Raw genomic sequence first — 23,887 nt, forward strand, 5'->3', positions numbered from 1 at the left:
ACAAAAAAACATGAATAGTTTAAAAAACGAGTTTCTAGAAATAAAAATAAAAGATACGGGATCTGAATTAGCCAGTATTATTGCCAACGGAAAACAGTATTTATGGGAAGGAAACCCAACCTACTGGGGCGGACAAGCACCCATTTTATTTCCTTTTGTTGGTCGCTTTAAAAACGACGAATATTTTTATCAGGGTAAAAAATACACACTTCCTCAACACGGATTTTATAGAAGAAGTAATGCGATAAAACTGATCAACAAAACAGCCAACTCACTTTCTTATTCTTTAAAAAGTTGCGACGAAAGTCTAAAAGTATACCCCTTTCATTTTGAAATTATCAATACTTATAAAATAGATAAGAATACGATTACCATAGAACATAAAGTAAAAAATACAGGAAGTGACCTACTTTATTTTTCAATTGGAGAACACCCTGCTTTTAAATGTTCCTTAGAAAACCCAAATGAAAGTTTTGAAAACTGCACTTTGGAATTTGAAAAAACGGAAAATGCAGTCATTCACCTTATTGAAAACGGCCTTATTTCCAACACAACGGAACCCTGCCTAAACAATAGCAATAGTATAGAACTAGATGCTAATAGCTTTGAAAAAGATGCGCTAGTGTTTAAAAAAATGAACTCGAAAAAAGTAAGCCTTATCCACAAAAATGAAGGAAAATTGGTTACCCTTCGTTATGCAGATTTTCCTATGTTAGGAATTTGGTCAAAAGCAAAAGCTCCTTTTGTTTGTATAGAGCCTTGGCTAGGAATTGCTGATAGCGTGGATAGCGATCAAAAAATTGAAAACAAGGAAGCAATAATTTCACTTGAAAAAGGAAAAACATTTACAGCTTCCTATTCTATTGAAATACATCTATAAAAAAAGGCTCTCATAATCTGAGAGCCTTTTTTAAATTATTTTACAACCAATGGATTCATCCATTTAAATTGATATTCTGTATCTGGAACTACAATTCTTTCTGCAATTCTTCTCATTCTATCTGGCAAACGCATTAAATATGTTCTTGCTTTATCTGCTTCTGGAGTTAAATCTCTAAATTGATCAATTGCCCATGCTTTGTTCAATTTTTCTAAAATATCAATATAATCATAAGCGCTATATACTCCTGATCTTTGAGCTACGTCAGAAAACCTGTCAAATAAACTAGCTTTCTTCTCAAAAGACTCTCTTAAATACATGGCTGGCATTTCAATTTTATGTTTCATCATGTCACAAAATGCTAGCATCATTTCGCTAGGATCTACTGCAAAAATTTGACGAATAAATTCTACATACGCCAAATGGTGTCTCATTTCATCACCTGCAATAATTTTGGACATTTTAGCCAAACCTTTCATTCCTGCTTTACGTGCAATTTTTGCTACGTTGTTATGAGAAACATAAGTTGCTAATTCTTGAAAACTAGTATATACAAATGTTTTATAAGGATCTCTAGCCGTTCCAATATCAAAACCATCTGCTACCAAATGCTGTGTTGTAATTTCTACTTCACGCATATTTACACGACCTGATAAATAAATGTACTTATTCAGTACATCCCCATGTCTATTTTCTTCGGCAGTCCAACGACGAATCCAACTAGACCATCCTTTTTGCTCTCCATGTTGGTCGATACCATCCAAATCTAATAACCAAGATTCATAGGTTGGTAAGGCTTCTTCGGTAATCATATCTCCTACTAAAGAAATCCAAAAATCGTTGTCTAACTCTTTAGACAATTCTCTAATTTCCTTTACCTCTTCAATAAAACTATCTGATTGTGGGTTTGGTAAAAAGTCTGTAGGTTGCCAAATTTCTTCTGGCGGAATTAAAAACTTCCCAAAAGTTGTTTCTATATCCTTCTCAAGTGACAACATCACTTCCTTTCTTACGTTTTTTATAGACATCAAATAGTATTTTAAATTACCTGCAATTTACAAAGTTACAGAGTTTTTAATGGTTTTCTCCACTTTTTGAAATAAATCCTCAAAGCTCATTGAATTTACAGCAATTGGTTCATGTACTTCTAATTTCATTTTCACTCCCAATCCTAAAGGAAAACTTCCGTTGGCAACTAATTTCCAAGAGTTGTTTATTGTTAAAGGAAGTATATAAGCTGAAGGTGCATATTTCACTAAAAGTTTCAAACCGTTTTCAGAAAAACGTTTCGGTTCTCCTGTTTTACTTCTTGTCCCTTCTGGAAAAATAACCCCCGACCAATTATTTTTTTCTAAGCTTTTTCCGAATTTGGCCAATTCACTTAAAGCTTGTCTTGGATCATTTCGATCAATTAAGACTGAACCTCCATGTTTTAAATTAAAAGAAACACTTGGAATTCCACTTCCTAATTCTATTTTAGAAACAAATTTAGGATGTGTGTCTCGTAAATACCAAGAAATTGGTGAAATTTCATTTGCACTTTGATGATTGGAAACAATAATCAGCGGTACATTTTTAGGTATTTTATGTGTATTGACAAACTCAATTTTTGTTCCTAAGACATACAGACTCCACAACAAAAAATAATTCAAATAATCTACAGATTTTTTATGTGCTGAATATCCAAAAAATTTCAATGTAAACCATTGAATTGGATGAAACAAGCTAATAAAAAAACCGAAAATCAGATAATGAAGTACTGAAAGCGGGTAAGAAATAATTTTCTTTAAAATCTGCATTGACAATCGTTTTATTTTACAACCACTGACCCCAAGGAATACGAGCTAAAATAAGGACTAGCGCCGCTCCGTAAAAAATAGCAAAAGTCTTGAATTTTGCAGCAGCTTCTGTTTGTTTTTTATGTTTAGACCAGCCAATAGTAATTAAAGCAATTGCTATAAGCATCATTAAAGGGTGCTCTACCAATATCAATCTACTTTGTGGTATTTTCATCATGTTACCAAAACCAGTTACTTTTGTCGCTTTATATAAAGGAGACATAAAATACCATCCCAACCCAATTAACAATTGAATATGAGAGAAAATCAAGGTAAACAAGCCTAATCTTAAATCTTTTGCTTGAAATTCTTTTTTAGAGGTTAAACCAATAATTGCATTTACAACAGCAATAACTAAAACGGCTAAAACTAGGTATGCCCAATACGAATGTACTTCTTTCATAATTTCAAATAATTTATTTGCTGCAAATGTACTAAAAAGATTTTTTCACAAGCTAACGAATCTATTCAATCTACATCACTTTGTAGGCTGTATATTTTGAGGTTGGCAAACAGCGCTTTATTCAAAAAAAAAGAGGCTTCTAAATTTAGGAGCCTCTTTTTAAAAATTATATTATCCGATTACGAATTGTACTTTTCAGCATAAATTTTATTCGCCATCACTTTTCCTAATTCTACTCCCCATTGGTCGTAGCTATAAATATTCCAAATAATTCCTTGTACAAAAATTTTGTGTTCGTACATAGAAATTAAGCTTCCTAAAGATTTAGGTGTTAATTTTTTAATTAGAATTGAATTACTTGGCTTGTTACCCGCAAACACTTTGAAAGGAATTACACTTTCACTTGTTTTTCCTTCCGCAATCACCTCTTCTTTGGTTTTTCCATTAGACAAGGCCTCTTGTTGTCCGTAGTAGTTAGACATCAATTTGTTATGATGCTCTTCTTTTCCGTATAAAGACTCCTCATATCCAATAAAATCACAAGGAATTAATTTGGTTCCTTGGTGTACCAACTGCATAAAAGCATGCTGCATATTGGTTCCTGTACTTCCCCAAACAATTGTTCCGGTTTGGTAATCAATAGCATCTCCATTTCTATCTACACTTTTTCCATTACTTTCCATAATAGCTTGTTGTAAATAAGGAGTCAATTTTTCTAAATATTGTGAATAAGGTAAAATTGCTTCTGTTTCAGCACCAAAGAAATTGTTATACCAAATACTTAACAAGGCCAATACTACAGGAATATTTTCTTCAAAAGAAGCAGTTTCAAAATGCGAATCCATATCTGAAGCTCCGTCTAATAAAGCTTTAAAATTATCAAAACCAACAGCCAAACTAATAGATACCCCTACGGCGCTCCATAAAGAAAAACGACCACCAACCCAGTTCCACATCGTGAAAACATTGTCAGCATCAATTCCAAAACTAGCAACAGCTTCTGCATTTGTAGAAACCGCAGCAAAATGTTTCGCTACATCAGCTTCTGTTGCCGACTGTAAAAACCATTCTTTGATCGTCATTGCATTTGTAATTGTTTCTTGTGTTGTAAAGGTTTTAGAAACAATTAAAAACAAGGTTGTTTCAGGGTTTAAATCCTTAATTATTTCAGAAACATGATCACCATCCACATTGGATACAAAATGTGTTGTTAACGGTGTTTTGTAATACTGCAAAGCATCAACCACCATTCTAGGTCCTAAGTCAGATCCTCCAATACCAATATTTACAACATCAGTAATTGATTTCCCTGTATAACCTTTCCAATCTCCAGAAACTACCTTGTTTGTAAAACCTTCAATTTTGGCTAAAGTTGCTTGTACATCTTCTACTACATTTTCACCATCTACCAATACTTCTTTAGAAGTACGTAAAGCGGTATGTAGTACTTCTCTTCCTTCTGTAGCATTTATTTTAGCGCCTCCAAAATATTTTGAAATGGCATCTTTCAACTCAGCTTGATCAGCCAACTCTACTAATAACTCTAAGGTTTTGCTGTCAATTCTATTTTTAGAAAAATCTACATCAAAATCGTTAAATTTTATGTTGAATTCTTCTTTTCTATTTTCGTTTTCCGCAAATAAACTTCTTAAGTGCGTGTCTTTAATTTCAGCAAAATGAGCTTCTAATTTTGCCCATGCTTCTGTTGTTGTTGGATTTACATTTTTTAATGCCATCTTACGCTTGTTTTAATTTGTTACTTCCACATTTTCATACCCAATTTGATCCAAAGATTCTTTGATAGATTTGATATGTGTTAAATAATGTGGTTTTATTGTTTTTTTCATTGCCTCTGCTGCGGGCAATTTTTGTTTTAAAGGATCTACTTGAACACCGTTTTTCCAAAATCGATAACAAACATGAGGTCCTGAAGTATTCCCAGTCATACCCACATAACCAATTACATCTCCTTGTTTCACATATTGCCCTACTTTTACTTTTCGGCTTTTCATATGCAAGTACTGGGTTGAATAGGTAGAATTGTGACGAATTTTTACATAATTTCCATTCCCTCCTTTGTATCTTGATTCTATAACACGACCATTTGCTGTACTCATAATTGGACTCCCAACAGGAGCTGCAAAATCGGTTCCCTTATGAGGTCTTACACGACCGTAGTACGCAATTTTTCTTTTTAAATTATACCGAGAAGATATTCGACTAAATTTTAAAGGTGCCTTTAAAAAAGCTCTTCTTAAATGTTTTGCATTCTCATCATAATACTCTTCAATTCCAGTAATAGAATCGGAGACATATTTAAATGCATAAAACGGACTTCCACCATGTTCAAAATAGGCTGCTTTTACGCGTCCTATCCCAGCAGAAATCGTGTCGTCTATATATTTCTGTTCGTAAATAACTTTAAATTTATCGTTTTTTTGCAACCTAAAAAAGTCAATTGCCCAAGCATATATTTCAGATAAATCGTTGGCTAAAACAGCATTTATTCCTTGTTGGTCCAAAGCTTCAGAAAGCGAACTTGTAATAACGCCAGAGGCTGTCTTTTCAACAATTTTAATTGGTTTTTGAATTTTTTCTGCAACAATTAGAGAATCTTTAAAGTCGATTACTGTATAATTGATCAAATCGTGTTGGTAAATAAAAACCTGTGCTCTTTCGGTAGAATCTTTACTTGCTAAAACCATGTAGGGTTTTCCAGCTCTAATTCTCCTAACATCAAATATTCCTTTTACTTTTTTTGATATTTCTAATACTTTAGGGTACCAAATATGATGTCTGTCTAATATTTCACCGAAGCTTTCACCGTGTTCTACGGTATCTTTTACAACTTTAAAATCTTTAAGTTTATAACCAAACTTATACACCGGCTTAGGAACTACAGGCTTTACCTCTTCCTTTTGTTTTTCAGGTTTTTTGTCATTATTTCCTCCTCCACAAGAGCTTATGAAAAAAACAAGACTAACAAGGATAAGAAAATGTTTCAAAGGATAAGTATTTTGTAAAATTTGTAGCTGCGAATTTACGATATTTCTTACAAAATAATGTGAAATGGATGCGACAATCCTTTGTATTGATGTAAATCTACTTTGATAGAACCAACAGCTAAAGAAGCTTTAATTCTGATGGGTATTTTATTGGCATCCGAAGATACCCAAAGTGTTAAACTTTCTTTGGCTTTAAAAACTCTTCCCGACTGAACCAAAGGACGCAACATATAACATTCTACTTTTCCAAATTTAGTACTCAAGGTTTCTTTTCCTAAATATTTTAATTTGAATGGGAATTTTTCAGCATCAAAGAACATATCCAATTCAACACTATCTCCAATTGCAAGTGAGTCAATATCTTCATTTCGCAAACTATAAAATGCAGAAATCATATCTTGAACACCGTATACTGCAATTTCTTTTTTTGTTTTGTGTTTGTGATCTTCAATGCGGGCTACTTTTTTTTCGTGATCAAAATAAGTATCTCTATTAATAATATACCCACCTTCGTCAACTCTTCTAATAAAATGAATTGGCAATTGTGATTTCTTATCTACTACGGATTCATAAGTGTCTCGAACTTTAAAAAACCAACTCGCCATTCCGGTGGTCCATCCTTTTCCTTTAAAATGAAATAAATCTTTCTCTTTATTTTTAACTTCATCTACGGTAAGACTTGCATAACCTGCGTTTACAATTCCGTAATGAATTCTATATTTTAACCATTCTCCTTTATCAAATGCTAATTTTTTTTCTTGAGCAGAAAGCCCTTTAGCTAAAAGAAACACTAAAACAAGTAAGATTTTTTTCATAATAGAATTGAATATGTTTTCGAAAAAACAACTACAGTGCCAAAAATAAAAAAGCTTAACGATATATACGTTAAGCTTTTGTGAAAATATTTAGAAGAAGCATTAAATAACGCTACTAATATCTATTACTTTTTTAATTTGAGGAGCATACTTTTTAATAGAAGCTTCAACCCCATTTCTTAGGGTCATCTGATTGATTGAACACCCTACACAAGCACCTTCTAATTTCACTTTAACAATATCATCTTCAATAGAAACCAAAGAAATATTACCTCCATCAGAAATTAAAAACGGACGAATTTCTTCCAACGCTTTTTCTACAACACTTGTCAATTCTTGTATCTCCATAGTAACACTCATTATTTAGTAGAACAACCACTCATAGTTGTAATTTTTACCACTTCTGTTTCTGGTAAATCTTCATTTCTTTTCACCAACTGGGTCAACATATTTTTAGTGATTTCACTAAAAGCATTTTCCAACGGTGTATTTTGTTGCAATGCAACTGGATGCCCTACATCTCCTGATTCACGAATACTTTGTACCAAAGGAACTTCACCTAAAAATGCAGTCTCAATATCTTCCGCTAAATTTCTAGCACCATCTTGTCCAAAGATATAGTATTTATTGTCTGGTAATTCAGCAGGTGTAAAATAACTCATGTTTTCTACAATTCCTAAAACAGGGACATTGATGTTTTTTTGTTGAAACATCGCAACTCCTTTTTTAGCATCTGCCAAAGCGATGTTTTGAGGAGTACTAACCACAACAGCTCCTGTAATAGGCAATGCCTGAACTATTGATAAATGAATATCACCCGTTCCTGGAGGTAAGTCAATTAACAAGAAATCTAACTCTCCCCAATCAGCATCAAAAATCATTTGGTTCAATGCTTTTGAAGCCATAGGTCCTCTCCAAATAACAGCTTCGTTAGGATTTGTAAAAAAACCTAGTGATAATAATTTTATTCCGTAGCTTTCAATAGGTTTCATTTTTGAACGCCCATCTACATTTACCGAAACAGGTTTCGATTTTGCCACATCAAACATTAAATGCATAGAAGGACCGTAAACATCTGCATCAAGAACTCCTACTTTAAAGCCCATTTTTTGCAATGTTACAGCTGTATTTGCGGTGATGGTAGATTTACCTACCCCACCTTTTCCAGAAGCAATAGCAATGATATTTTGAATTCCAGGTAACTTATCACCTTTTATTTCATTCGGATTTTTCTTCTTCTCAACAGGTTTTGTAGATACATTCACCTTTACAAGGGCTTCACCTGAAACTTTTTCCAAAATTACATTTGAAATTTCAGTTTCCATTTTTTTCTTAGCCTGTAATGTTGGATTGCCAATTGCAACATCAACAACCACTTCATTTCCAAAAATAACAATGTTTTTCACATTGTTATTTTCTACCAAACTCTTTCCTTCTCCCGGTGCTGTAATCGTATCTAAAGCCTTATTGACGGCTTCTTTTTGGATGCTCATATTTTCAATAATTTATGAGCACAAAGATACTAGGAAAACTTTAGAAAAACACCCTTGTCTATAATTATTCTTGATAAGGTCATAAGCAGCACTTTTTAAACTATCGCTTTTTAAATTCTCTTAAAACACAAAGTCTACAACTCTAAATTTGGATCCCAAAAAACCGTCGAAAGATCTTGAATTTGATTTTCAACAACCACAATCCCTTCACTTTCTAATAGTTGTTGCATTAAATTGGTTCCTTCAAAATGATGCTTACCCGTTAACAAACCTTTTCTATTCACCACTCTATGTGCCGGAATGGACAAATCGCCATGAGAAGCATTCATAGCCCAACCTACCATTCTAGCCGACCTAGCCGCACCTAAATATTTTGCAATAGCACCATAACTGGTCACTCTTCCGTGTGGAATTAGCTTAGCGACTTCATAAGACTTTTCAAAAAAATTAGGTTCTGTTTTCAATTGAGTATTGGGTATTGAGTATTGAGTATTGAGTATTGAGTAAAACTAAGAATTAAACAGTTAAAACCCAAAATTTAAATTCACTCCGCAATCACTAAATCTTCTTCTGTCAACAAATCTTCATTATTGAACCGAAGAAATAACTGAGCCACCGCTACCGTATCCTTTTCACAGTAATTAGCAATTCTTTTTACATCTTTTTCTTTGTAATACACTGCCGCTACCTGACTCCCATCAATATCATCTTTTGGAGAAGGAATTTCTAACAAATTGGTTAATAATTTTAAAGATGTATAATGCTTATAATCTCCAAACTTCCATAATTCTAGCGTATCTAAATGCGGAACTTCCCAAGGCTTTTTCCCAAATAAATTTAATTTTTGAGGTAAATTAATTCTGTTGACAATCATTCGACGTGCAATAAAAGGAAAATCGAACTCCTTGCCATTATGACCACAAAGCAAGTGTTGGGGTTTGCTAAAATGCTGATCTAACAGGTCCCTAAATTCATTTAATAATTTGGCTTCATCATCTCCGTAAAAAGATTTTACACGGAAAGAAACAGCTGCATTCGTATTCACAAAATACCCAACAGATATACAAACAATTTTTCCGAATTCTGCCCAAATACCTGCGCGTTCATAAAAGTCTTCAGGTAAAATTTCTTCCTCACTTTCATTTTTAGGCTTTCTTTGATAGGCCGTTTTCTGACTGAAAAGTTCTTTTTTAATCTCTGAAAGTTCATGAAACGTTTCAAATTCTGGTACGGTTTCTATATCAAGAAACAGTACATTTTCTTTAGCTACTGACAAGTTCATATCCAATTTTTCTTTTAAATATAAGCATATTTAGGAAAAGTATTCAAACAAAAAAACCGCTTAAATTTCTTTAAACGGTTTTTCTTGATAGTTCATTTATTTATTCAACAACATCTGAAGAGCTTTGGTGCGCTTCGTAATATTCTTGTAATAAATTCATGGTACCTGTTGTTAAATCTTTTGTTTCTAACAACAATCCAAAATACAAAGTTGTATTCTTTGGACTTGATTCTTCGGTACGAGTTCTTTCTATTTGCTTTTGAATTTTTTCAGATAAGATATCAAAGATTTCTTTGTCATTTAAAACATCACCTATTTTGTCAAATGATTTTGATTCGAAAGCCATTCTAGTGTTTTCAAACAAAGCTTCTAAAACTTCTTCAACTTGCTTCAATTCTTTGATCTGACTGATCTTTAGTTTTTTGTGATTGTTGTTTACATGCTTGTTTGTAGCACGAACAATAAACTCTAAAGACTGTGTCATGTCCTGTAAGTAACTTAAAATATTGATATAGAAATTACTTGCCACCACACTTGAATCATCTAAATTTTTGATAAAGTAGAAAATATTATCTCTCAATTCATCTACCTCTTCAGATAATTTTTCAATACTTTTTTTATTCTTTTTCAACAATGCAAGGTCTTGTTTTGCCAAACCTTTAATTGCATTGCTATAAATTTTATTTCCTCTTTTTACTACAGAAGCAATATTCGCAGCACTTTCTTGAATAACACCTTGTACAGAAGTGCTCTCAGCTAAATTCAATTGATCTTCCGCTTTTACCTGTCTCGCTTTTTTATTGTGAGCCATATAGTTTCTTAAAATCAAACCAAAAGCAATTACCAATAATAACGGGAACATCAGCTCTAAGTTTAAGTTTAATAAATACGCTACAAAAGCTGCTGCTGTAAAGGCACTAAACGCAGTGAAAAACCATCCACCAATTACATTTAACACTCCGGCTACACGATAAACAGCACTATCAGAACCCCAAGCTCTATCTGCCAAAGAAGTACCCATAGCCACCATAAATGTAACATAGGTTGTAGATAATGGTAATTTATAAGATGTTGCAATAGAAATTAATACTGCAGCAACCATCAAGTTTACCGCTGCTCTTACTGTATCAAAAGCCGGTAATTCATGTACTTTTTCTTTAGACAAAACAACTACTGGACGTTCAAATTGTTTGTCTATTTTCTTTTGTGCAGCATCTGGCAATACATATGAAGCTACTTGCCCAACACCAATTGCAAATCTTACAAATCCTCTTGACAAGAAATTTGGTTGAAAACGCTCTTTAGTCGCACCTTGACTAGATAAATCTAAAGATGTTTTTACCACATTTTTAGCTTTGCTAGAGAACCATAAAGTCAATACCATGATCAATCCGGCACCTAACAACAACCAGTTGTTTGTAGGAACTTTCTTTGCTAAAATTTCCATAGAAAACTCATTTGGCAAAGCCCCAGAAGCAATAAAAGCTTCATAAGAATTGTAAGCTGCCATAGGCACACCGATAAAGTTTACCAAGTCATTTCCAGAGAAGGCCAAAGCCAAAGCAAAAGTACCAACAACAATAATAATTTTATAAATATTAATTTTTGCAGCAGTAATCAAAACATATGATAAAACTGACCAAAATATAGAACTTACCACTACAATCCCTAAAACTTGTGTTTCTAAAAAGTCTTTCATAGTACCTCCTCCAAGAATATCAAAAGATTCTTTTGCATAGGAAGTTCCTTTCAATCCTTTCATAAAAATAAAATAAGTAATTGCTGTCAAAGCAAAACCTCCAAACAAAGCACCTACCCAGTTTGCTTTCTTTTCAAAATCATAAGAAAGTAAAACTCGAGACACCCATTGAACGAGCGCTCCAACAGAAAACGCAACGACGACCGAGAGAAGAATACCTAAAATAATTTCAGTTGCTTTGTCGGTATTGATATAATTCACAACATCAGAAATACTTCCATTGTCAGCTCCAATTTTTATCAAAGCCATGGCAACAGCAGCACCTAACAATTCAAAAACAATAGAAACTGTTGTTGAAGTTGGCATTCCCAAAGTATTAAAAAAGTCTAATAGTAATATATCTGTAATCATTACCGCCATAAAGATGATCATGATTTCATTGAAATAGAACTCACCAGGATTAAAGATTCCTTTTCTAGCAACTTCCATCATTCCACTTGAAAAAATGGCTCCAATAGCAACCCCAAGACTGGCAACAATCATAATTGTTTTAAATGATATTGCTTTAGATCCAATGGCAGAATTCAAAAAATTCACCGCATCATTACTAACACCCACAACTAAATCTGCAACAGCTAGAATAGCCAAAGCAATGATCATTAATAAGTATATATTATCCATAATTAAAATTTAAATTTCTGTTTTAAAGTTTTACAAACACTCCAATTTAAGAGCCTGCAAATATCATTATAATCGCGCCTTGCAATGTTACGAAAACATTACCATTTATAAATGTATCTCTACTTGAAATCTAACACCCACTGTATTTGCTTCTCCAACGACATTGATATAACTCAAGTCTGACTGAACTTTTAACTTATGACCTGCAATATATCTAGAAACACCAAGCGTATATTCATTTCTATCTTCTGTTTTAGCAGGCCCTAATAAGGAAATATTTGTATACCTCCCTGCAATTTCCCAATTAGATTTCATAAGATATCCCGCCGACAAGTTCAAACCGCTACCTACTCTAACATTGGTTTCATCTTTTGCATTTCTATCAGCATATTCACCCATAAAAGAAAAACCTTTGTATTTAAACATGGCATCCACAAACAAGGTATTTACATCTGTCGCTATTGTTTGCAAAACATCAGCATCATCATCAGCATCTAAACCTAAAAAATAACTTCCTTGGTTTCCTTTTTCTCTAACAGCATCATCAATAAAGTTATACCCTGCGCTTAGCATTAATTTTGGTGTTTTTTCTCTTTTCAAATCACCTCCACTATAATCACCTTTGCTTTCAAACAAACCGAAAGGCAACAATTCTAATCTTCCGGTATACTGGTGCCCTCCATTGTTATCAATCGTTACATTTCTTGCTTCTCCTTGAGAAATAGCAAATTTTTCACGAACCACAAATTTATCTGTTAAGTTAAAATGATGTCTTAACTGAAAACCAAACTCACGATCAATGGTAAATTCTTTATTCAACCTAGAGCGGTCTACTAATTGTAAATTTGCTGAAGAAATGACACGTTCAATATTTCCTGGTAATTTGGTTTGCCCGTACCATAATTCAAAATTCCCTGAAAAATTCCACATCACAACCGCATCTAAAACCAAACGATCTGAACCTTTGGTTGCAGAACTAGAACCACTTAAATCGTTATTAGAAAGTCCTAATTCTAATTTATATTTTAATTTAGGTGAATAAGCAAATCCATCAAATTTTAAACGAAACCTTCTCAATAAAGCGCTAGATTCAAAGTCTTTAAGACTTTTATTTTCATCTAAGCTAAAAGTACTTAACAGTTGCATTCTTGCCCCCATTTTTATAGCCCATGAATCGTCAGCTCCTGTGTAATTTAAAATTCCTTCTCCGAATTTTCTTTTTTGAATTGAATTTTCTACTGTTTGAGCAGACGCAAAAGCTGCACATAGGAATAGTACAACTATAACTAGTTTTTTCATGATGATAGTATTATTAATTTTTGTCGCTGCAAAGAACCAACCCTAATGTTACCCTAATGTTAACTCAAGGTTATTAGAAAGACAAAAAAAGGGTTGCTTGAAACAAGCAACCCTATGAAAATCATGTTAATAAAGTCGACAAAAACTAATAAACTACATGAAAATCCCAGTGTTTTATAAACACACACAAATATGCAAAGCTTTAGTTACTTCAGTGTAACGCTAACATTAAGGAATTATTAAGTTCCCGTTTACATTAAACTTTCCAAAGCAAAAAAAACTGCCCAGTCAACGACCAGGCAGTTTTTAAAATTGTAATCTTTAGAGTTCTTAAAGCTCAGCAGATTTCCAAGACCATCCTGAAACATCAACTGTTGCAGCAGCATCATAAGCAGCTGAAGTATCAGCATCAGCTCCATCAATTTGAACATTAGACAAAGCACCATTATCTTTCATATCAATGTTTTTAGCATATCCTGACAAAGACAAACCTGTAATAGTTGCTCCAGATTCTTTTTTGAATTGCAAAGCAGTTCCATCAACAGTAGACACAGCTGTTAAGTTGATAAACTTAGGATTGTTATTTGCTTTATCTCCTTCTAAAGCTGTAGAGAAACCAGAAACAGTGTGAGAAATATAAGAGTTTTCAACAGTACCATTCCATCCTTCAGTCCAGTCGATAGAATCATCTTCGTTGTTTTCTAAGTAAATATTTTTTACAGAAACCGTTCCTCCAAAGAATTCTACACCATCATCCGCTCCGTTAATTACTGCAATGTTTTCTACTTTAGTGGCAGAACCTACTGCGTAAAAAGAAATTCCGTTGTATTGAGACTCTGTATTAATTTGAGCTCCCGTTCCTCTAAGTACTAAATTCTTAATAGAACCTGAGTTATCTGTATCGTTAGAACCACCGTAGATAAATCCACCTACTTCAGCCTCAGCACCGACTCCTGCACTTGTTGTAGCATATCCACAAATTGTCAAACCTCCCCAGTCTCCACCGTTAGCGGCAACAGAAGACATAACAACTGGCTCAGAAGTTGTTCCTTGAACATCAATTTGAGCTCCTTGTAAAATTGCGATATACACATCTGCACCACCCGCTACTGCAGTAATTTTAGTTCCTGCAGGAATTGTTAATTTAGCACCAGACTTAACAATATAAGAAGATGTTAATAAGTAAGATTTAGAAGCATCTAAAGTAACATCAGCAGTTACATTTCCTGTTAACAATACTTCAGAAGTTAATTCTGCATCAATCCAAGACCAAGTTGTAGGATCTACAGTTGGAGCAGCAGCATAAGAAGCAGTATCATCCGCATCTACACCTTCAATTTGTACGTTAGACAAAGCTCCAGCATCTTTCATATCAATATTTTTATCATAACCTGCCAAAGACAGACCAGTGATGGTAGCTCCAGATTCTTTTTTGAATTGTAAAGCAGTTCCTCCTACTGTAGACACAGCAGTTAAGTTGATTATTTTAGGATTGTTATTTACTTTATCTCCTTCAACTACCGTAGAAAAACCAGCTTTTGTATGTTTTACATAGGCATTTTCAACAGTACCATTCCAACCTTCAGTCCAGTCGATAGCATCGTCTTCATTGTTTTCTAAGTAAACATTTTTAGCAGAAACAGATCCTCCAAAAAATTCAACACCATCATCAGCTCCATTAATTACAGCGATATTTTCTACTTCAGTTCCAGAACCAACAGCGTAAAAAGAAATACCATTGTATTGAGATTCTGTATTAATTTGAGCTCCCGTTCCAACAATTACCAAGTTTTTAATAGAACCTGAACTATCCGTATCATTAGATCCTCCGTATTTAAAACCACCTACTTCCGCTTCTGCATTGATTCCAGCAGATGTCGTTGCTTCTCCACAAAGTGTTAAACCTCCCCAGTCACCTGCCTCTCCATTTGCAGAAGACATAATTACAGGATTTGCAACAGAACCTTGAATATCAATTTCACCCCCTTTTAATACCGCTAAATAAACATCTGCACCACTTGCATCTGCTGTAATTTGCGTTCCTGCAGGAATTGTTAACTTCAATCCTTCTGGTACAATAAATGAACCTGTTAATTTATAATTTACTCTAGAATCTAAGGTATAGCTTTCTTCTAGCAAACCATTTAAAAATCCATCTTCAATATCTCCTCCTTCTGTTCCAGATGTTAACGGATCAGAAGTACAACTTCCTAAAACTAACGATGCCAACATTGAAAAAGCTGCCACTGATTTTAAAACTATTTTTTTCATCTTTTAACTTATTTAATTTTTGTTTTTTGTGTTTCTTAATTATGATGCAAATATGAAACACAAAAGGAAAAGTAAACTTACCTTAAGGTTAAGTGTATGTTATAAAACACAAGGAAAATGTGCGATATGTTAGCTAAATGTTACGAATAAAAAAGCCCCAAACCTTTCGGTTTGGGGCTTCTTATGTTTTATAAAATCCTTAGAAGGTATAGTTCAAACTCAAAGAAATCTGACTTCCTTTTTTATAAGAACTTACGGTTTCCGTTGTTTCAATTCCTGTACTTAAAGGTTGTACTTTTTGAGATTGTTCAATGGCTGGGTTCAATAAATTTTTACCCGACAGTTTTAAAACTAACTTTTCAGAAAGCTCTTTACTTACGACCATATCCAATGTCCAAAATCCATTTTCAATAATTTCATCATTGTACTGTGTCAAACTATTCGCCTGATCTTCCGGAGCTCCTAAAAAGGCCACTTTATCTGAAGAATAGTTAACAGCTGCTGTTGCATTAAATTCATTTTCTTCTTTTGTATTGAAACTTATAGCCGTATTCAAAATAAAATCCGATGCCCCTTGTAAATCACTTTCTGTTTTTCCTTTGTACTGATAATCGCTTAACAAATCTTGTTTAAACCACATTTTCGTCGCATTGAAATTTACATTCAATTTGTTAGAATCTGTATCTACCAAATCTACTCTACCTTCAAATTCCAATCCAAAAATATCAGCTTTTTCACCTGTATTTGCATAGGTAAAGTTCCCTGATGATCCTCTTGCCTGGGCTAAATTTATAGGATTTTTTATTTGTTTGTAAAAAGTGGTGAACGAAACTAAATCACCAGACTCTGGAAACATTTCCCATTTCAAATCTAAATTAAAGTTATCTGATTTTTGCAAATCTGGATTTCCTTTTGTTACACGACCAGTTGGAGAAACATATTCAAAAGGTGCTAATTCTTTAAACTCAGGCAAAGTTGTTGTTAAACTAGCCGCTAAACGTAAAAAGTTGGTTTCATTCAAGGCATATTTTACATTAACACTTGGCAAAATATTGTTGTAAGTATTTTCAATTGCCCCTGTTCTTCCTACATAGTTGGCAACATCCCATTCAACATTTATTTTATCCATCTCATATCGAACACCTACATTTCCTGAAAAAGCTCCAAAAGCAAAATCGAAATTAGTATATGCCCCCAATACATCTAAATTGGCAATGTAAATATCTGGCACTCTATTTCTTAAAATTAAATTTCCGTTGTTAAAATTGTATTGTGTAAAAGCACTAGACAAATCATCTATAGAAGCAACTTGAAAATCTTTTGCTTTTACCCCAACAAATAAAGAGCTAAATGTTCTTTCTTTGTGACGAAAATTTAAACCTCCACGTAATTTAAATGCTCCGTCTTCATCTAATTTAGAAAAAGTAATTTGATCTTCAACATAACCGTTGTATTCAAAATCCTCTACTTTTTGTCCTGATTTACGTTGTTGAAAATCTCCAACATGCGCAAACTGAACTGTGTTCCCGTCTTTAAAATCGATTGGTGTAACATCATCAGGCATACTGGTTGTTTCCATGTTTACCTCATTTCTAATTCTATTTGGTTCTTCAGACAAAACAAAATTAACTCCGGCTGCCCATTTCAATTTATTCGTCTCTGTTAAATTGTAATCACCCATTAACTGGTTGACCCACATCATGGTTTGCTTTACATTTTGATCGCGAACAAAGGCACCGTATTCTGATGGATCTTGATCAAAAACATAACCTTCACCATTCCTACCTGCTTCGTACAAATTATCTGAAGTTTTATTTACAAACAACGAGTTGTATTTAATTTTAGCATTATCATTCAAGCGGTAGCTTGCATTCAACAAACCTGTTGTATTAATATTTACACCGTATCTTTCAACATCAGTAAAAGAATTATTTTCAATATTTGATCTAAAACTTTTAAACAATCCTTTTCTATGCTCAAAAGATTTAGAGTGTGATAAAGTTGCAAAAACTTTTAAGTCTTTTTCAAAAAGCTCAAATTTCTTTCCTCCTGTTAATGAAACACCATAATTTGCAAAAGCATTGATTGTTCCTGGATTCCATGACTGTCCTGTAATGGCTTCTTTTAAACTTTGCGTTTTTGAGTGAAATCCTAAAGTTACATCTGCATAACTCTGACTTACTCTAAATTTATCAGACACTTTTACCACATTGGTATTAAAACCAGTACTTAAACCTGCAGTAATTTTATCTTTAGAATATTCTTTTGAAGAAATATCCACATTACCTGAAGCTTGATCGGCATAATTTGAAGTACTATAGGTTTTACTAATTCCAACATTTTGAATAATATTTGTTGAAAACAAGTTCAGATTAATATTCTTATTCGCAACGTCATCCGAAGGAATTGGAAGTCCATTCATAGTTGTTGACAGGTATCTATCTCCTAAACCACGAATAAATACTGCTGATGAACTTTCACTTTTTGTCACCCCAGCAATTTTTGTTGTGGCACCTGCTGCATTAGAAACTCCTACTTTAGCCAAACGCTGTGCACCAATACTTTCTTTTATAACAACTGCGTTTTTTTGCTGCCCTAACAAAGCCTTTTCCGTTACCCTAGACACCGTTGCTTTGACAACTACTTCATCCAAACCTACACCTTCATCGGCACCCAAAGCTTGATTTACCGTTATATTTTGCCCAGCAACAACTTCAACCGGAACTTCAACCGTTTGATAACCTACAAAACTAAAAACAACCACCCAACTACCTTCTTCTAAATTCAATGTATAATTTCCATCAAAATCAGTCGTAACACCAATAGTGGTTCCTTTTACAAATACATTTGCAAAGGGAAGAGATTCGTTATTCATTTCTTTATCTGTAACCAAACCTTGTACTGTTCCTCTCTCTTGTGCAGAAACAAAATTTACTACAGCAAATACTAAAACAATTAATAATTTTCTCATTATATTTATATCTTATTTTAAGCTGCAAAAGTCTATAGATATCGTGAGGATTTGTTTACGCTTAGATTAATGTTACATGAATTTAATGTTAAGAAAACCTCTTTAGGTTAAATGATTGTTAAGTGATGAGTTTGCCAACTAATTATCTCTATTTTTGCTCAAAAGGTTAGAAATACCATGGAAAAACACGAAATTAAAATTCTATTAGTAGACGATGAACCAGACATTTTAGAAATTGTTGGTTACAATCTGAAAAACGAAGGTTATACGATTTACACTGCTAATAACGGAATTAAAGCCATTGAAAAAGCAGCGAAACATAAACCTCATCTTATTTTACTAGACATTATGATGCCCGAAATGGATGGTATTGAGGCTTGTGAAAAAATAAGAAACACCGAAGGTCTTGAAAATACCGTTATCGCTTTTTTAACTGCCAGAGGAGAAGACTACTCACAAGTAGCTGGATTTGATGCAGGAGCCGATGATTATATTACCAAGCCTGTAAAACCAAAAATCCTTGTTAGCAAGGTAAAATCTTTATTAAGAAGAATAAAAAAAGACGATGAATCTTCAGACACTACGACTTTAGGGAATATTGTAATTGATAGAGAAGCGTATCTTATTGTTAAGGATGGAGAGAAAATTGTTTTGCCTCGTAAAGAGTTTGAACTGTTTTCACTTTTAGCTTCTAAACCTGATAAAGTTTTTAAAAGAGAAGTTATTTTAGACAGAGTTTGGGGAAATGAAGTTGTCGTTGGAGGAAGAACTATTGACGTTCATATTCGAAAACTACGTGAAAAATTTGGAGATGATAATTTTAAAACCGTAAAAGGAGTTGGGTACAAATTCGTCATCAATGAGAATTAAAAAAACCTATGTTTTTGCTTTCACCACCTCACTTATATTTAGTTTATTTGTGTCAGGTGGTTTTTTGTCTCTTTTGTATTTTAAATACAATATTGTAGATATTGAAACAGGAGTTGAAGTGTGTTTGGCAACATTTATCTTATTTTTTATACTGCTGCAATTACAAGTTAAAAGCTTTATTTACAACAGGGTTCGAAAAATATATGAAGACATTTCTTTGCTAGATGTCAATAATCTTGACAAAAATTTAATGACGACGGATATTGATGCCATATCAAAAGAAGTCCAAAAATTTGCGGAAGACAAGCAATTAGAAATTGAATCGTTAAATGAGCGCGAAAACTATAGGCGTGAATTTCTTGGCAATGTTTCTCACGAATTAAAAACCCCTTTGTTTACCGTGCAAGGTTACTTGTTAACTTTAATTGAAGGTGCGGCAGAAGACAAAGCAATTAGAGATCGCTACTTAGAAAGAGCAAATATTGGAGTAGAAAGACTGACTTCTATTGTCAAAGATTTAGACATGATTTCTAAATTAGAAACCAATGATTTAAATATAAAAATAGAACCCTTTAATATCCTAGAAGTAGTACAAAACGTTTTCGACCTTTTTGAAATGAAAGTCAAAAAGAAAAACATGACCTTGCGTTTTGACAAACTTTATGAATTTCCTGAATTTGTGATGGGAGATCCTGCCAAAATAGAACAGGTGCTTATCAATTTAATTGTAAATTCTATTAAATACGGAAAATTGGGTGGCACCATCATGGTGAGTATCGAATCTTTAGAGAAAAATAAAGTCACCATAAAAGTTACCGATAACGGAGAAGGAATTAAAAAAGAAAATATCGGACGTATTTTTGAGCGCTTTTACAGAGTGGACAAAAGTAGATCAAGAGACCAGGGAGGTTCTGGTTTGGGACTTGCCATCGTAAAACATATTATTGAGGCACACAAACAAACCATCTCTTTAGAAAGCGAGTATGGAAAAGGTTCTGTCTTTTCTTTTACCTTAAAAAGAGCTTCTTAAAAAGCCTTATGTAAAGAGCTGTAACAAGTCCTTTTCAAGAATTGAACAAGTCCTATTAGAAAAACCTAAAAATGAGTTTACTCTGGCTAAACAAGCTAGAGTAAATTCCTTTTGACAACAATAATCGGCTATTTGTAGCTCCTGCATTCTTTTTGCCAAATACACTTGCTCTGTTTGTCCTGGGGTTGGAATAAAAAAGGCCTTCTTTTCTAATTTTTGCAAATCCATAATAGAACTATAACCAGACCTGCAAATTACCAATTCACTTTGATGCATCAATTTTTCTAGATTTTCTGACAATAAGAAGTTATAAACTTTCATATTCTTCGGAGCATTTATTTTATTTCCTGAAGAAACCACTCCACGAACAAAGGCTATTTTTCCTTCAAAACGTTCTAATTCTGAAAGCAATTTGTTTTCTAATAAAGTACGTTGTGGCTCTGGCCCAGAAAGCAGCACCAATAAGTCATAAGCAATAGGAACCTCAAGTTTATTCAATCTTGAAAGTGGGCCAATGTATTTAACAGAAATTTTTACATCTTTAGAGCTTTGAGAAAGCCGCCCCCCTAAATTCATTTTCCCAGAAGTATCAGGAACCCAACATTCATCAAACTGAGCAATTATTCTTTGATGAACAAAGGACGTTATCTTTGTAGTTAGCCCAGACAATACGGACAATTGATGTGTTATATAAACGCTTGGAATTTTTGAATGACAAACACCAAATCGGTTGTCAGAAATAATTCCTACAAACTCAGAAGGATTTATATTTGCTTCAATAAATTTTCTTTCTTTTGCCACTGCTTTTCTGATGAAAAAAAAAGAAAATAGTAATTTAAATTTTAAGGCGTAGGCTTTTTTAGCATATACAATTCCATAAGAAGGCAATTCTATATAGTCTAGTGTTGGAAATTCTTTCCTAAAAAAAACCAGTGCATCGCCATCACTAGCAATCACTGGTTCTAAATTATTCGCTATTAAAAATTTCACGATGGGAATACATCTAGAAACATGTCCCAAACCCCAATTTAAAGGAGCTACCAGAACTTTATTTCTTACGGTTTCCCTCATAAAATTATCTCAAATCAAATCCGATATCTGTTCTAAAGTTCATGTCCTCAAACTTTACTTTGGCAATATTGGCATAGGATTTTTTTAAGGCTTCCTCCATATTATCGCCAAGAGAAGTAAAAGCCATTACTCTACCTCCATTGGTAACAACATTTCCATCTTTATGCGTAGTTCCTGCATGAAATACAGTAGAACCTTCTACATTTTCTAAACCTGTTATTACTTTTCCCTTTTCATAAGCCTCAGGATAACCACCTGCAACAACCATAACGGTAGTCGCGGTTTGCTCTGTTAACTCAAATGATTTTTCATTCAGTGTTTGGTTTGCAACGCCTTCAAATAAATCTAACAAATCAGACTTAATTCTAGGAATTACAACCTCCGTTTCAGGATCTCCCATTCGTACATTGTATTCAATTACAAATGGATTTCCATCAATATTCATTAAACCAATAAAGATAAATCCACGGTAATCAATACCATCTTTTTGCAATCCTTCTACAGTAGGAATTACCACTCTTTCTTCTACTTTGGCTAAGAAATCTTCATCAGCAAATGGTACTGGAGAAATAGCTCCCATTCCCCCTGTATTTAATCCTTTGTCTCCTTCTCCAATTCTTTTATAATCTTTCGCCGAAGGCAATACTTTGTAATTTTTACCATCTGTTAATACAAAAACAGACAATTCAATACCATCTAAAAATTCTTCAATCACAACTTTTGATGAAGCTTCTCCGAATTTTTTGTTAGAAAGCATATCTTCTAGTTCCGCTTTTGCTTCTTCTAGTGATTCTAAAATTAACACACCTTTACCAGCAGCTAATCCATCTGCTTTTAAAACATAGGGCGCTTTTAAGGTTTCTAAAAAAGCTTTTCCTTCTGCTAAGGTTTCTACGGTAAAAGCATCATAAGCAGCTGTTGGCACGCCATGGCTTTTCATAAATTTTTTAGAAAACTCTTTACTTCCTTCTAATTCTGCTCCATCCTTTTTAGGACCTACAACAGGAATATTTTTTAATTCGGCATCTTGCAAAAAGAAATCGTGTACTCCAGCAACTAAAGGTGCTTCAGGTCCTACTATTACCATTGTAATATTGTTTTCAAGAACCGCTGCTTTTACCGCTGCAAAATCTACAGGATCAATCGCTAAGTTTGTTGCAATTTCTGAAGTTCCAGCATTTCCTGGTGCAATAAATAATTTTGTCAATTTATCACTTTGAGACAATTTTAATGCAAATGCATGCTCTCTACCTCCAGAGCCTAAAATAAGAATATTCATGGTATTTAATTTGTTTCCCTAATGGGGTTTATTTTCCTTTTCCTTTTACAACGACAATAACTGTATAAAGGATAATTTTTATATCCGTCCACAAAGATAAGTTATCTATATAAACTAAATCATATCTAGCGCGTAATTTCATTTGCTCTAGGGTATCGGCATAGCCATACCTTATTTGCCCTAGCGATGTAATTCCGGGTCTTAACACCTGTAATTCTTTATACCTTGGAATATGTCCGATGATCAAATCTAAAAAATATTGACGTTCCGGTCGTGGACCTACAACACTCATTTCTCCTTTTAACACATTGAAAAATTGTGGAAATTCGTCAATTCTATATTTTCTTAAAAATTTTCCGAACTTGGTAATTCTTAGGGTTTCTTCATTCGACAGCAAAGGATCATTGACCGGAGCCACGCCTTTCATGCTTCTAAATTTATAAATCATGAACAGACGTCCATTTTTACCTACACGTTCTTGCCTGTAAAACGGTTTCTCTCCAGTTGTAAGAAAAATAATCAATGCAATAAAGGGCGTTACCCACACCAAAATTAATAGCATGACTAGTAAAGAAAAAACAATATCAAATAACCTCTTTATCATCTTTATTCATTCGCAATTTTAGCCTGAAATTTTTGGGCAAGTTTCTGCATTTTTACATTTAAAATCTCCATTTCTTGTGCTTCTTTTGCTACATATACAAGCATCATATTGTAATTTGCAGTGATACCGTCTAAAAACAAATATTTATTCAGCCGATAAGACTCTCTCATCAAGCGTTTAATTTTACTTCTATAAACGGCTTTGTTTACCTTTCTTTTAGGCACAGAAACACCCGCTAAAATCTTTGGATTTTCGCTTATTTCTTTTTTTACAAATATCAAACGAAAAGGATAAGAAGAAACGGCTTCTCCTTGTTCAAATATTTCTTCGATACTTTTTTTACTCTTTAGCTTTTCTTGCTTTCCGTAGGTAAACTTCATTGCTGCAAAAGTAAAA

General features: G+C 33.5%; 21 protein-coding genes. 3 read left to right on the top strand and 18 right to left on the bottom strand.

The genetic code is table 11. The features are described from left to right. The first annotated feature begins 10 nt into the window (after positions 1-10). Entirely contained in the window at positions 11-880 is an 870-nt protein-coding gene (locus tag FGM02_RS04875; protein WP_139957190.1) for an aldose 1-epimerase family protein, read from the top strand. Between the two features lie 35 nt (positions 881-915). Here FGM02_RS04875 and FGM02_RS04880 read toward each other — a convergent pair whose 3' ends face one another. The 14 genes from FGM02_RS04880 to FGM02_RS04945 all read right to left on the bottom strand — a co-directional run bounded on the left by FGM02_RS04880 (position 916) and on the right by FGM02_RS04945 (position 18,637). Then, positions 916-1,908 carry an acyl-ACP desaturase gene (locus FGM02_RS04880; RefSeq protein ID WP_139957191.1) on the bottom strand — a complete coding sequence of 331 codons (993 nt, stop codon included), beginning with the start codon at positions 1,906-1,908 and terminating at the stop codon, positions 916-918. Between the two features lie 27 nt (positions 1,909-1,935). Continuing rightward, complete coding sequence (locus tag FGM02_RS04885) at positions 1,936-2,679, bottom strand: lysophospholipid acyltransferase family protein (protein ID WP_139957192.1); 744 nt, start codon at positions 2,677-2,679, stop codon at positions 1,936-1,938. Between the two features lie 16 nt (positions 2,680-2,695). Then, positions 2,696-3,121, bottom strand: coding sequence for a hypothetical protein (locus FGM02_RS04890; protein ID WP_139957193.1), 426 nt, complete (start codon positions 3,119-3,121; stop codon positions 2,696-2,698). Between the two features lie 179 nt (positions 3,122-3,300). Then, positions 3,301-4,857, bottom strand: coding sequence for a glucose-6-phosphate isomerase (gene pgi, locus FGM02_RS04895; RefSeq protein WP_139957194.1), 1,557 nt, complete (start codon positions 4,855-4,857; stop codon positions 3,301-3,303). A gap of 12 nt (positions 4,858-4,869) precedes the next feature. Further along, positions 4,870-6,126: a peptidoglycan DD-metalloendopeptidase family protein gene (locus tag FGM02_RS04900; protein WP_139957195.1), complete on the bottom strand. Its 1,257-nt coding sequence runs from the start codon at positions 6,124-6,126 to the stop codon at positions 4,870-4,872. A gap of 47 nt (positions 6,127-6,173) precedes the next feature. Next, entirely contained in the window at positions 6,174-6,941 is a 768-nt protein-coding gene (locus tag FGM02_RS04905; protein ID WP_139957196.1) for a DUF3108 domain-containing protein, read from the bottom strand. Positions 6,942-7,043: 102 nt separating this feature from the next. Beyond that, entirely contained in the window at positions 7,044-7,289 is a 246-nt protein-coding gene (locus tag FGM02_RS04910) for a NifU family protein (RefSeq protein WP_139957197.1), read from the bottom strand. 11 nt (positions 7,290-7,300) lie between these two features. Further along, positions 7,301-8,434: an Mrp/NBP35 family ATP-binding protein gene (locus tag FGM02_RS04915; protein ID WP_139957198.1), complete on the bottom strand. Its 1,134-nt coding sequence runs from the start codon at positions 8,432-8,434 to the stop codon at positions 7,301-7,303. 134 nt (positions 8,435-8,568) lie between these two features. Continuing rightward, positions 8,569-8,898, bottom strand: a complete 330-nt coding sequence (locus FGM02_RS04920) for an MGMT family protein (RefSeq protein WP_139957199.1) — start codon at positions 8,896-8,898, stop codon at positions 8,569-8,571. An 80-nt stretch (positions 8,899-8,978) separates the two neighbouring features. After that, positions 8,979-9,716: a 3'-5' exonuclease gene (locus tag FGM02_RS04925; protein WP_139957200.1), complete on the bottom strand. Its 738-nt coding sequence runs from the start codon at positions 9,714-9,716 to the stop codon at positions 8,979-8,981. A 100-nt stretch (positions 9,717-9,816) separates the two neighbouring features. After that, the gene (locus FGM02_RS04930; RefSeq protein ID WP_139957201.1) at positions 9,817-12,096 is read right to left on the bottom strand and encodes an inorganic phosphate transporter; all 2,280 of its coding nucleotides are present in this window, start codon (positions 12,094-12,096) and stop codon (positions 9,817-9,819) included. 105 nt (positions 12,097-12,201) lie between these two features. After that, the gene (locus tag FGM02_RS04935; protein WP_139957202.1) at positions 12,202-13,395 is read right to left on the bottom strand and encodes a porin; all 1,194 of its coding nucleotides are present in this window, start codon (positions 13,393-13,395) and stop codon (positions 12,202-12,204) included. 330 nt (positions 13,396-13,725) lie between these two features. Further along, positions 13,726-15,666 carry a hypothetical protein gene (locus FGM02_RS04940; RefSeq protein ID WP_139957203.1) on the bottom strand — a complete coding sequence of 647 codons (1,941 nt, stop codon included), beginning with the start codon at positions 15,664-15,666 and terminating at the stop codon, positions 13,726-13,728. 199 nt (positions 15,667-15,865) lie between these two features. Next, complete coding sequence (locus FGM02_RS04945) at positions 15,866-18,637, bottom strand: TonB-dependent receptor (RefSeq protein WP_139957204.1); 2,772 nt, start codon at positions 18,635-18,637, stop codon at positions 15,866-15,868. A 177-nt stretch (positions 18,638-18,814) separates the two neighbouring features. Between FGM02_RS04945 and FGM02_RS04950 the strand changes: the two genes are divergently transcribed. Then, positions 18,815-19,507 (top strand): response regulator transcription factor, encoded by a 693-nt coding sequence (locus tag FGM02_RS04950; RefSeq protein WP_139957205.1) that lies wholly within the window; start codon positions 18,815-18,817, stop codon positions 19,505-19,507. After that, the gene (locus FGM02_RS04955) at positions 19,497-20,537 is read left to right on the top strand and encodes a sensor histidine kinase (protein ID WP_139957206.1); all 1,041 of its coding nucleotides are present in this window, start codon (positions 19,497-19,499) and stop codon (positions 20,535-20,537) included. The genes FGM02_RS04950 and FGM02_RS04955 overlap by 11 nt, the downstream gene beginning before the upstream one ends. Positions 20,538-20,543: 6 nt before the next feature. Here FGM02_RS04955 and FGM02_RS04960 read toward each other — a convergent pair whose 3' ends face one another. The 4 genes from FGM02_RS04960 to FGM02_RS04975 are packed head-to-tail and all read right to left on the bottom strand — an operon-like array spanning position 20,544 to position 23,871. Further along, positions 20,544-21,608, bottom strand: a complete 1,065-nt coding sequence (locus FGM02_RS04960; protein WP_139957207.1) for a glycosyltransferase — start codon at positions 21,606-21,608, stop codon at positions 20,544-20,546. Positions 21,609-21,612: 4 nt separating this feature from the next. Next, complete coding sequence (gene purD, locus FGM02_RS04965) at positions 21,613-22,887, bottom strand: phosphoribosylamine--glycine ligase (RefSeq protein ID WP_139957208.1); 1,275 nt, start codon at positions 22,885-22,887, stop codon at positions 21,613-21,615. Positions 22,888-22,915: 28 nt separating this feature from the next. Beyond that, entirely contained in the window at positions 22,916-23,491 is a 576-nt protein-coding gene (locus tag FGM02_RS04970; RefSeq protein ID WP_139957209.1) for a sugar transferase, read from the bottom strand. 2 nt (positions 23,492-23,493) lie between these two features. Next, positions 23,494-23,871 (bottom strand): ribonuclease P protein component, encoded by a 378-nt coding sequence (locus FGM02_RS04975; protein ID WP_139957210.1) that lies wholly within the window; start codon positions 23,869-23,871, stop codon positions 23,494-23,496. Between the last annotated feature and the right edge of the window lie 16 nt (positions 23,872-23,887).

Source organism: Flavicella sediminum, from assembly GCF_006381105.1.
Lineage (GTDB): Bacteria > Bacteroidota > Bacteroidia > Flavobacteriales > Flavobacteriaceae > Flavicella > Flavicella sediminum.

Bases quoted from the DNA above. Each gene is read 5' to 3' on its own strand.
- FGM02_RS04940 (WP_139957203.1), bottom strand. From the start codon at position 15,666: ATGAAAAAAATAGTTTTAAAATCAGTGGCAGCTTTTTCAATGTTGGCA.
- FGM02_RS04955 (WP_139957206.1), top strand. From the start codon at position 19,497: ATGAGAATTAAAAAAACCTATGTTTTTGCTTTCACCACCTCACTTATA.
- FGM02_RS04880 (WP_139957191.1), bottom strand. From the start codon at position 1,908: ATGTCTATAAAAAACGTAAGAAAGGAAGTGATGTTGTCACTTGAGAAG.
- FGM02_RS04960 (WP_139957207.1), bottom strand. From the start codon at position 21,608: ATGAGGGAAACCGTAAGAAATAAAGTTCTGGTAGCTCCTTTAAATTGG.
- purD (WP_139957208.1), bottom strand. From the start codon at position 22,887: ATGAATATTCTTATTTTAGGCTCTGGAGGTAGAGAGCATGCATTTGCA.
- FGM02_RS04975 (WP_139957210.1), bottom strand. From the start codon at position 23,871: ATGAAGTTTACCTACGGAAAGCAAGAAAAGCTAAAGAGTAAAAAAAGT.
- FGM02_RS04915 (WP_139957198.1), bottom strand. From the start codon at position 8,434: ATGAGCATCCAAAAAGAAGCCGTCAATAAGGCTTTAGATACGATTACA.
- FGM02_RS04890 (WP_139957193.1), bottom strand. From the start codon at position 3,121: ATGAAAGAAGTACATTCGTATTGGGCATACCTAGTTTTAGCCGTTTTA.
- FGM02_RS04885 (WP_139957192.1), bottom strand. From the start codon at position 2,679: ATGCAGATTTTAAAGAAAATTATTTCTTACCCGCTTTCAGTACTTCAT.
- FGM02_RS04935 (WP_139957202.1), bottom strand. From the start codon at position 13,395: ATGAAAAAACTAGTTATAGTTGTACTATTCCTATGTGCAGCTTTTGCG.
- FGM02_RS04950 (WP_139957205.1), top strand. From the start codon at position 18,815: ATGGAAAAACACGAAATTAAAATTCTATTAGTAGACGATGAACCAGAC.
- pgi (WP_139957194.1), bottom strand. From the start codon at position 4,857: ATGGCATTAAAAAATGTAAATCCAACAACAACAGAAGCATGGGCAAAA.
- FGM02_RS04925 (WP_139957200.1), bottom strand. From the start codon at position 9,716: ATGAACTTGTCAGTAGCTAAAGAAAATGTACTGTTTCTTGATATAGAA.
- FGM02_RS04930 (WP_139957201.1), bottom strand. From the start codon at position 12,096: ATGGATAATATATACTTATTAATGATCATTGCTTTGGCTATTCTAGCT.
- FGM02_RS04905 (WP_139957196.1), bottom strand. From the start codon at position 6,941: ATGAAAAAAATCTTACTTGTTTTAGTGTTTCTTTTAGCTAAAGGGCTT.
- FGM02_RS04910 (WP_139957197.1), bottom strand. From the start codon at position 7,289: ATGGAGATACAAGAATTGACAAGTGTTGTAGAAAAAGCGTTGGAAGAA.
- FGM02_RS04970 (WP_139957209.1), bottom strand. From the start codon at position 23,491: ATGATAAAGAGGTTATTTGATATTGTTTTTTCTTTACTAGTCATGCTA.
- FGM02_RS04945 (WP_139957204.1), bottom strand. From the start codon at position 18,637: ATGAGAAAATTATTAATTGTTTTAGTATTTGCTGTAGTAAATTTTGTT.
- FGM02_RS04875 (WP_139957190.1), top strand. From the start codon at position 11: ATGAATAGTTTAAAAAACGAGTTTCTAGAAATAAAAATAAAAGATACG.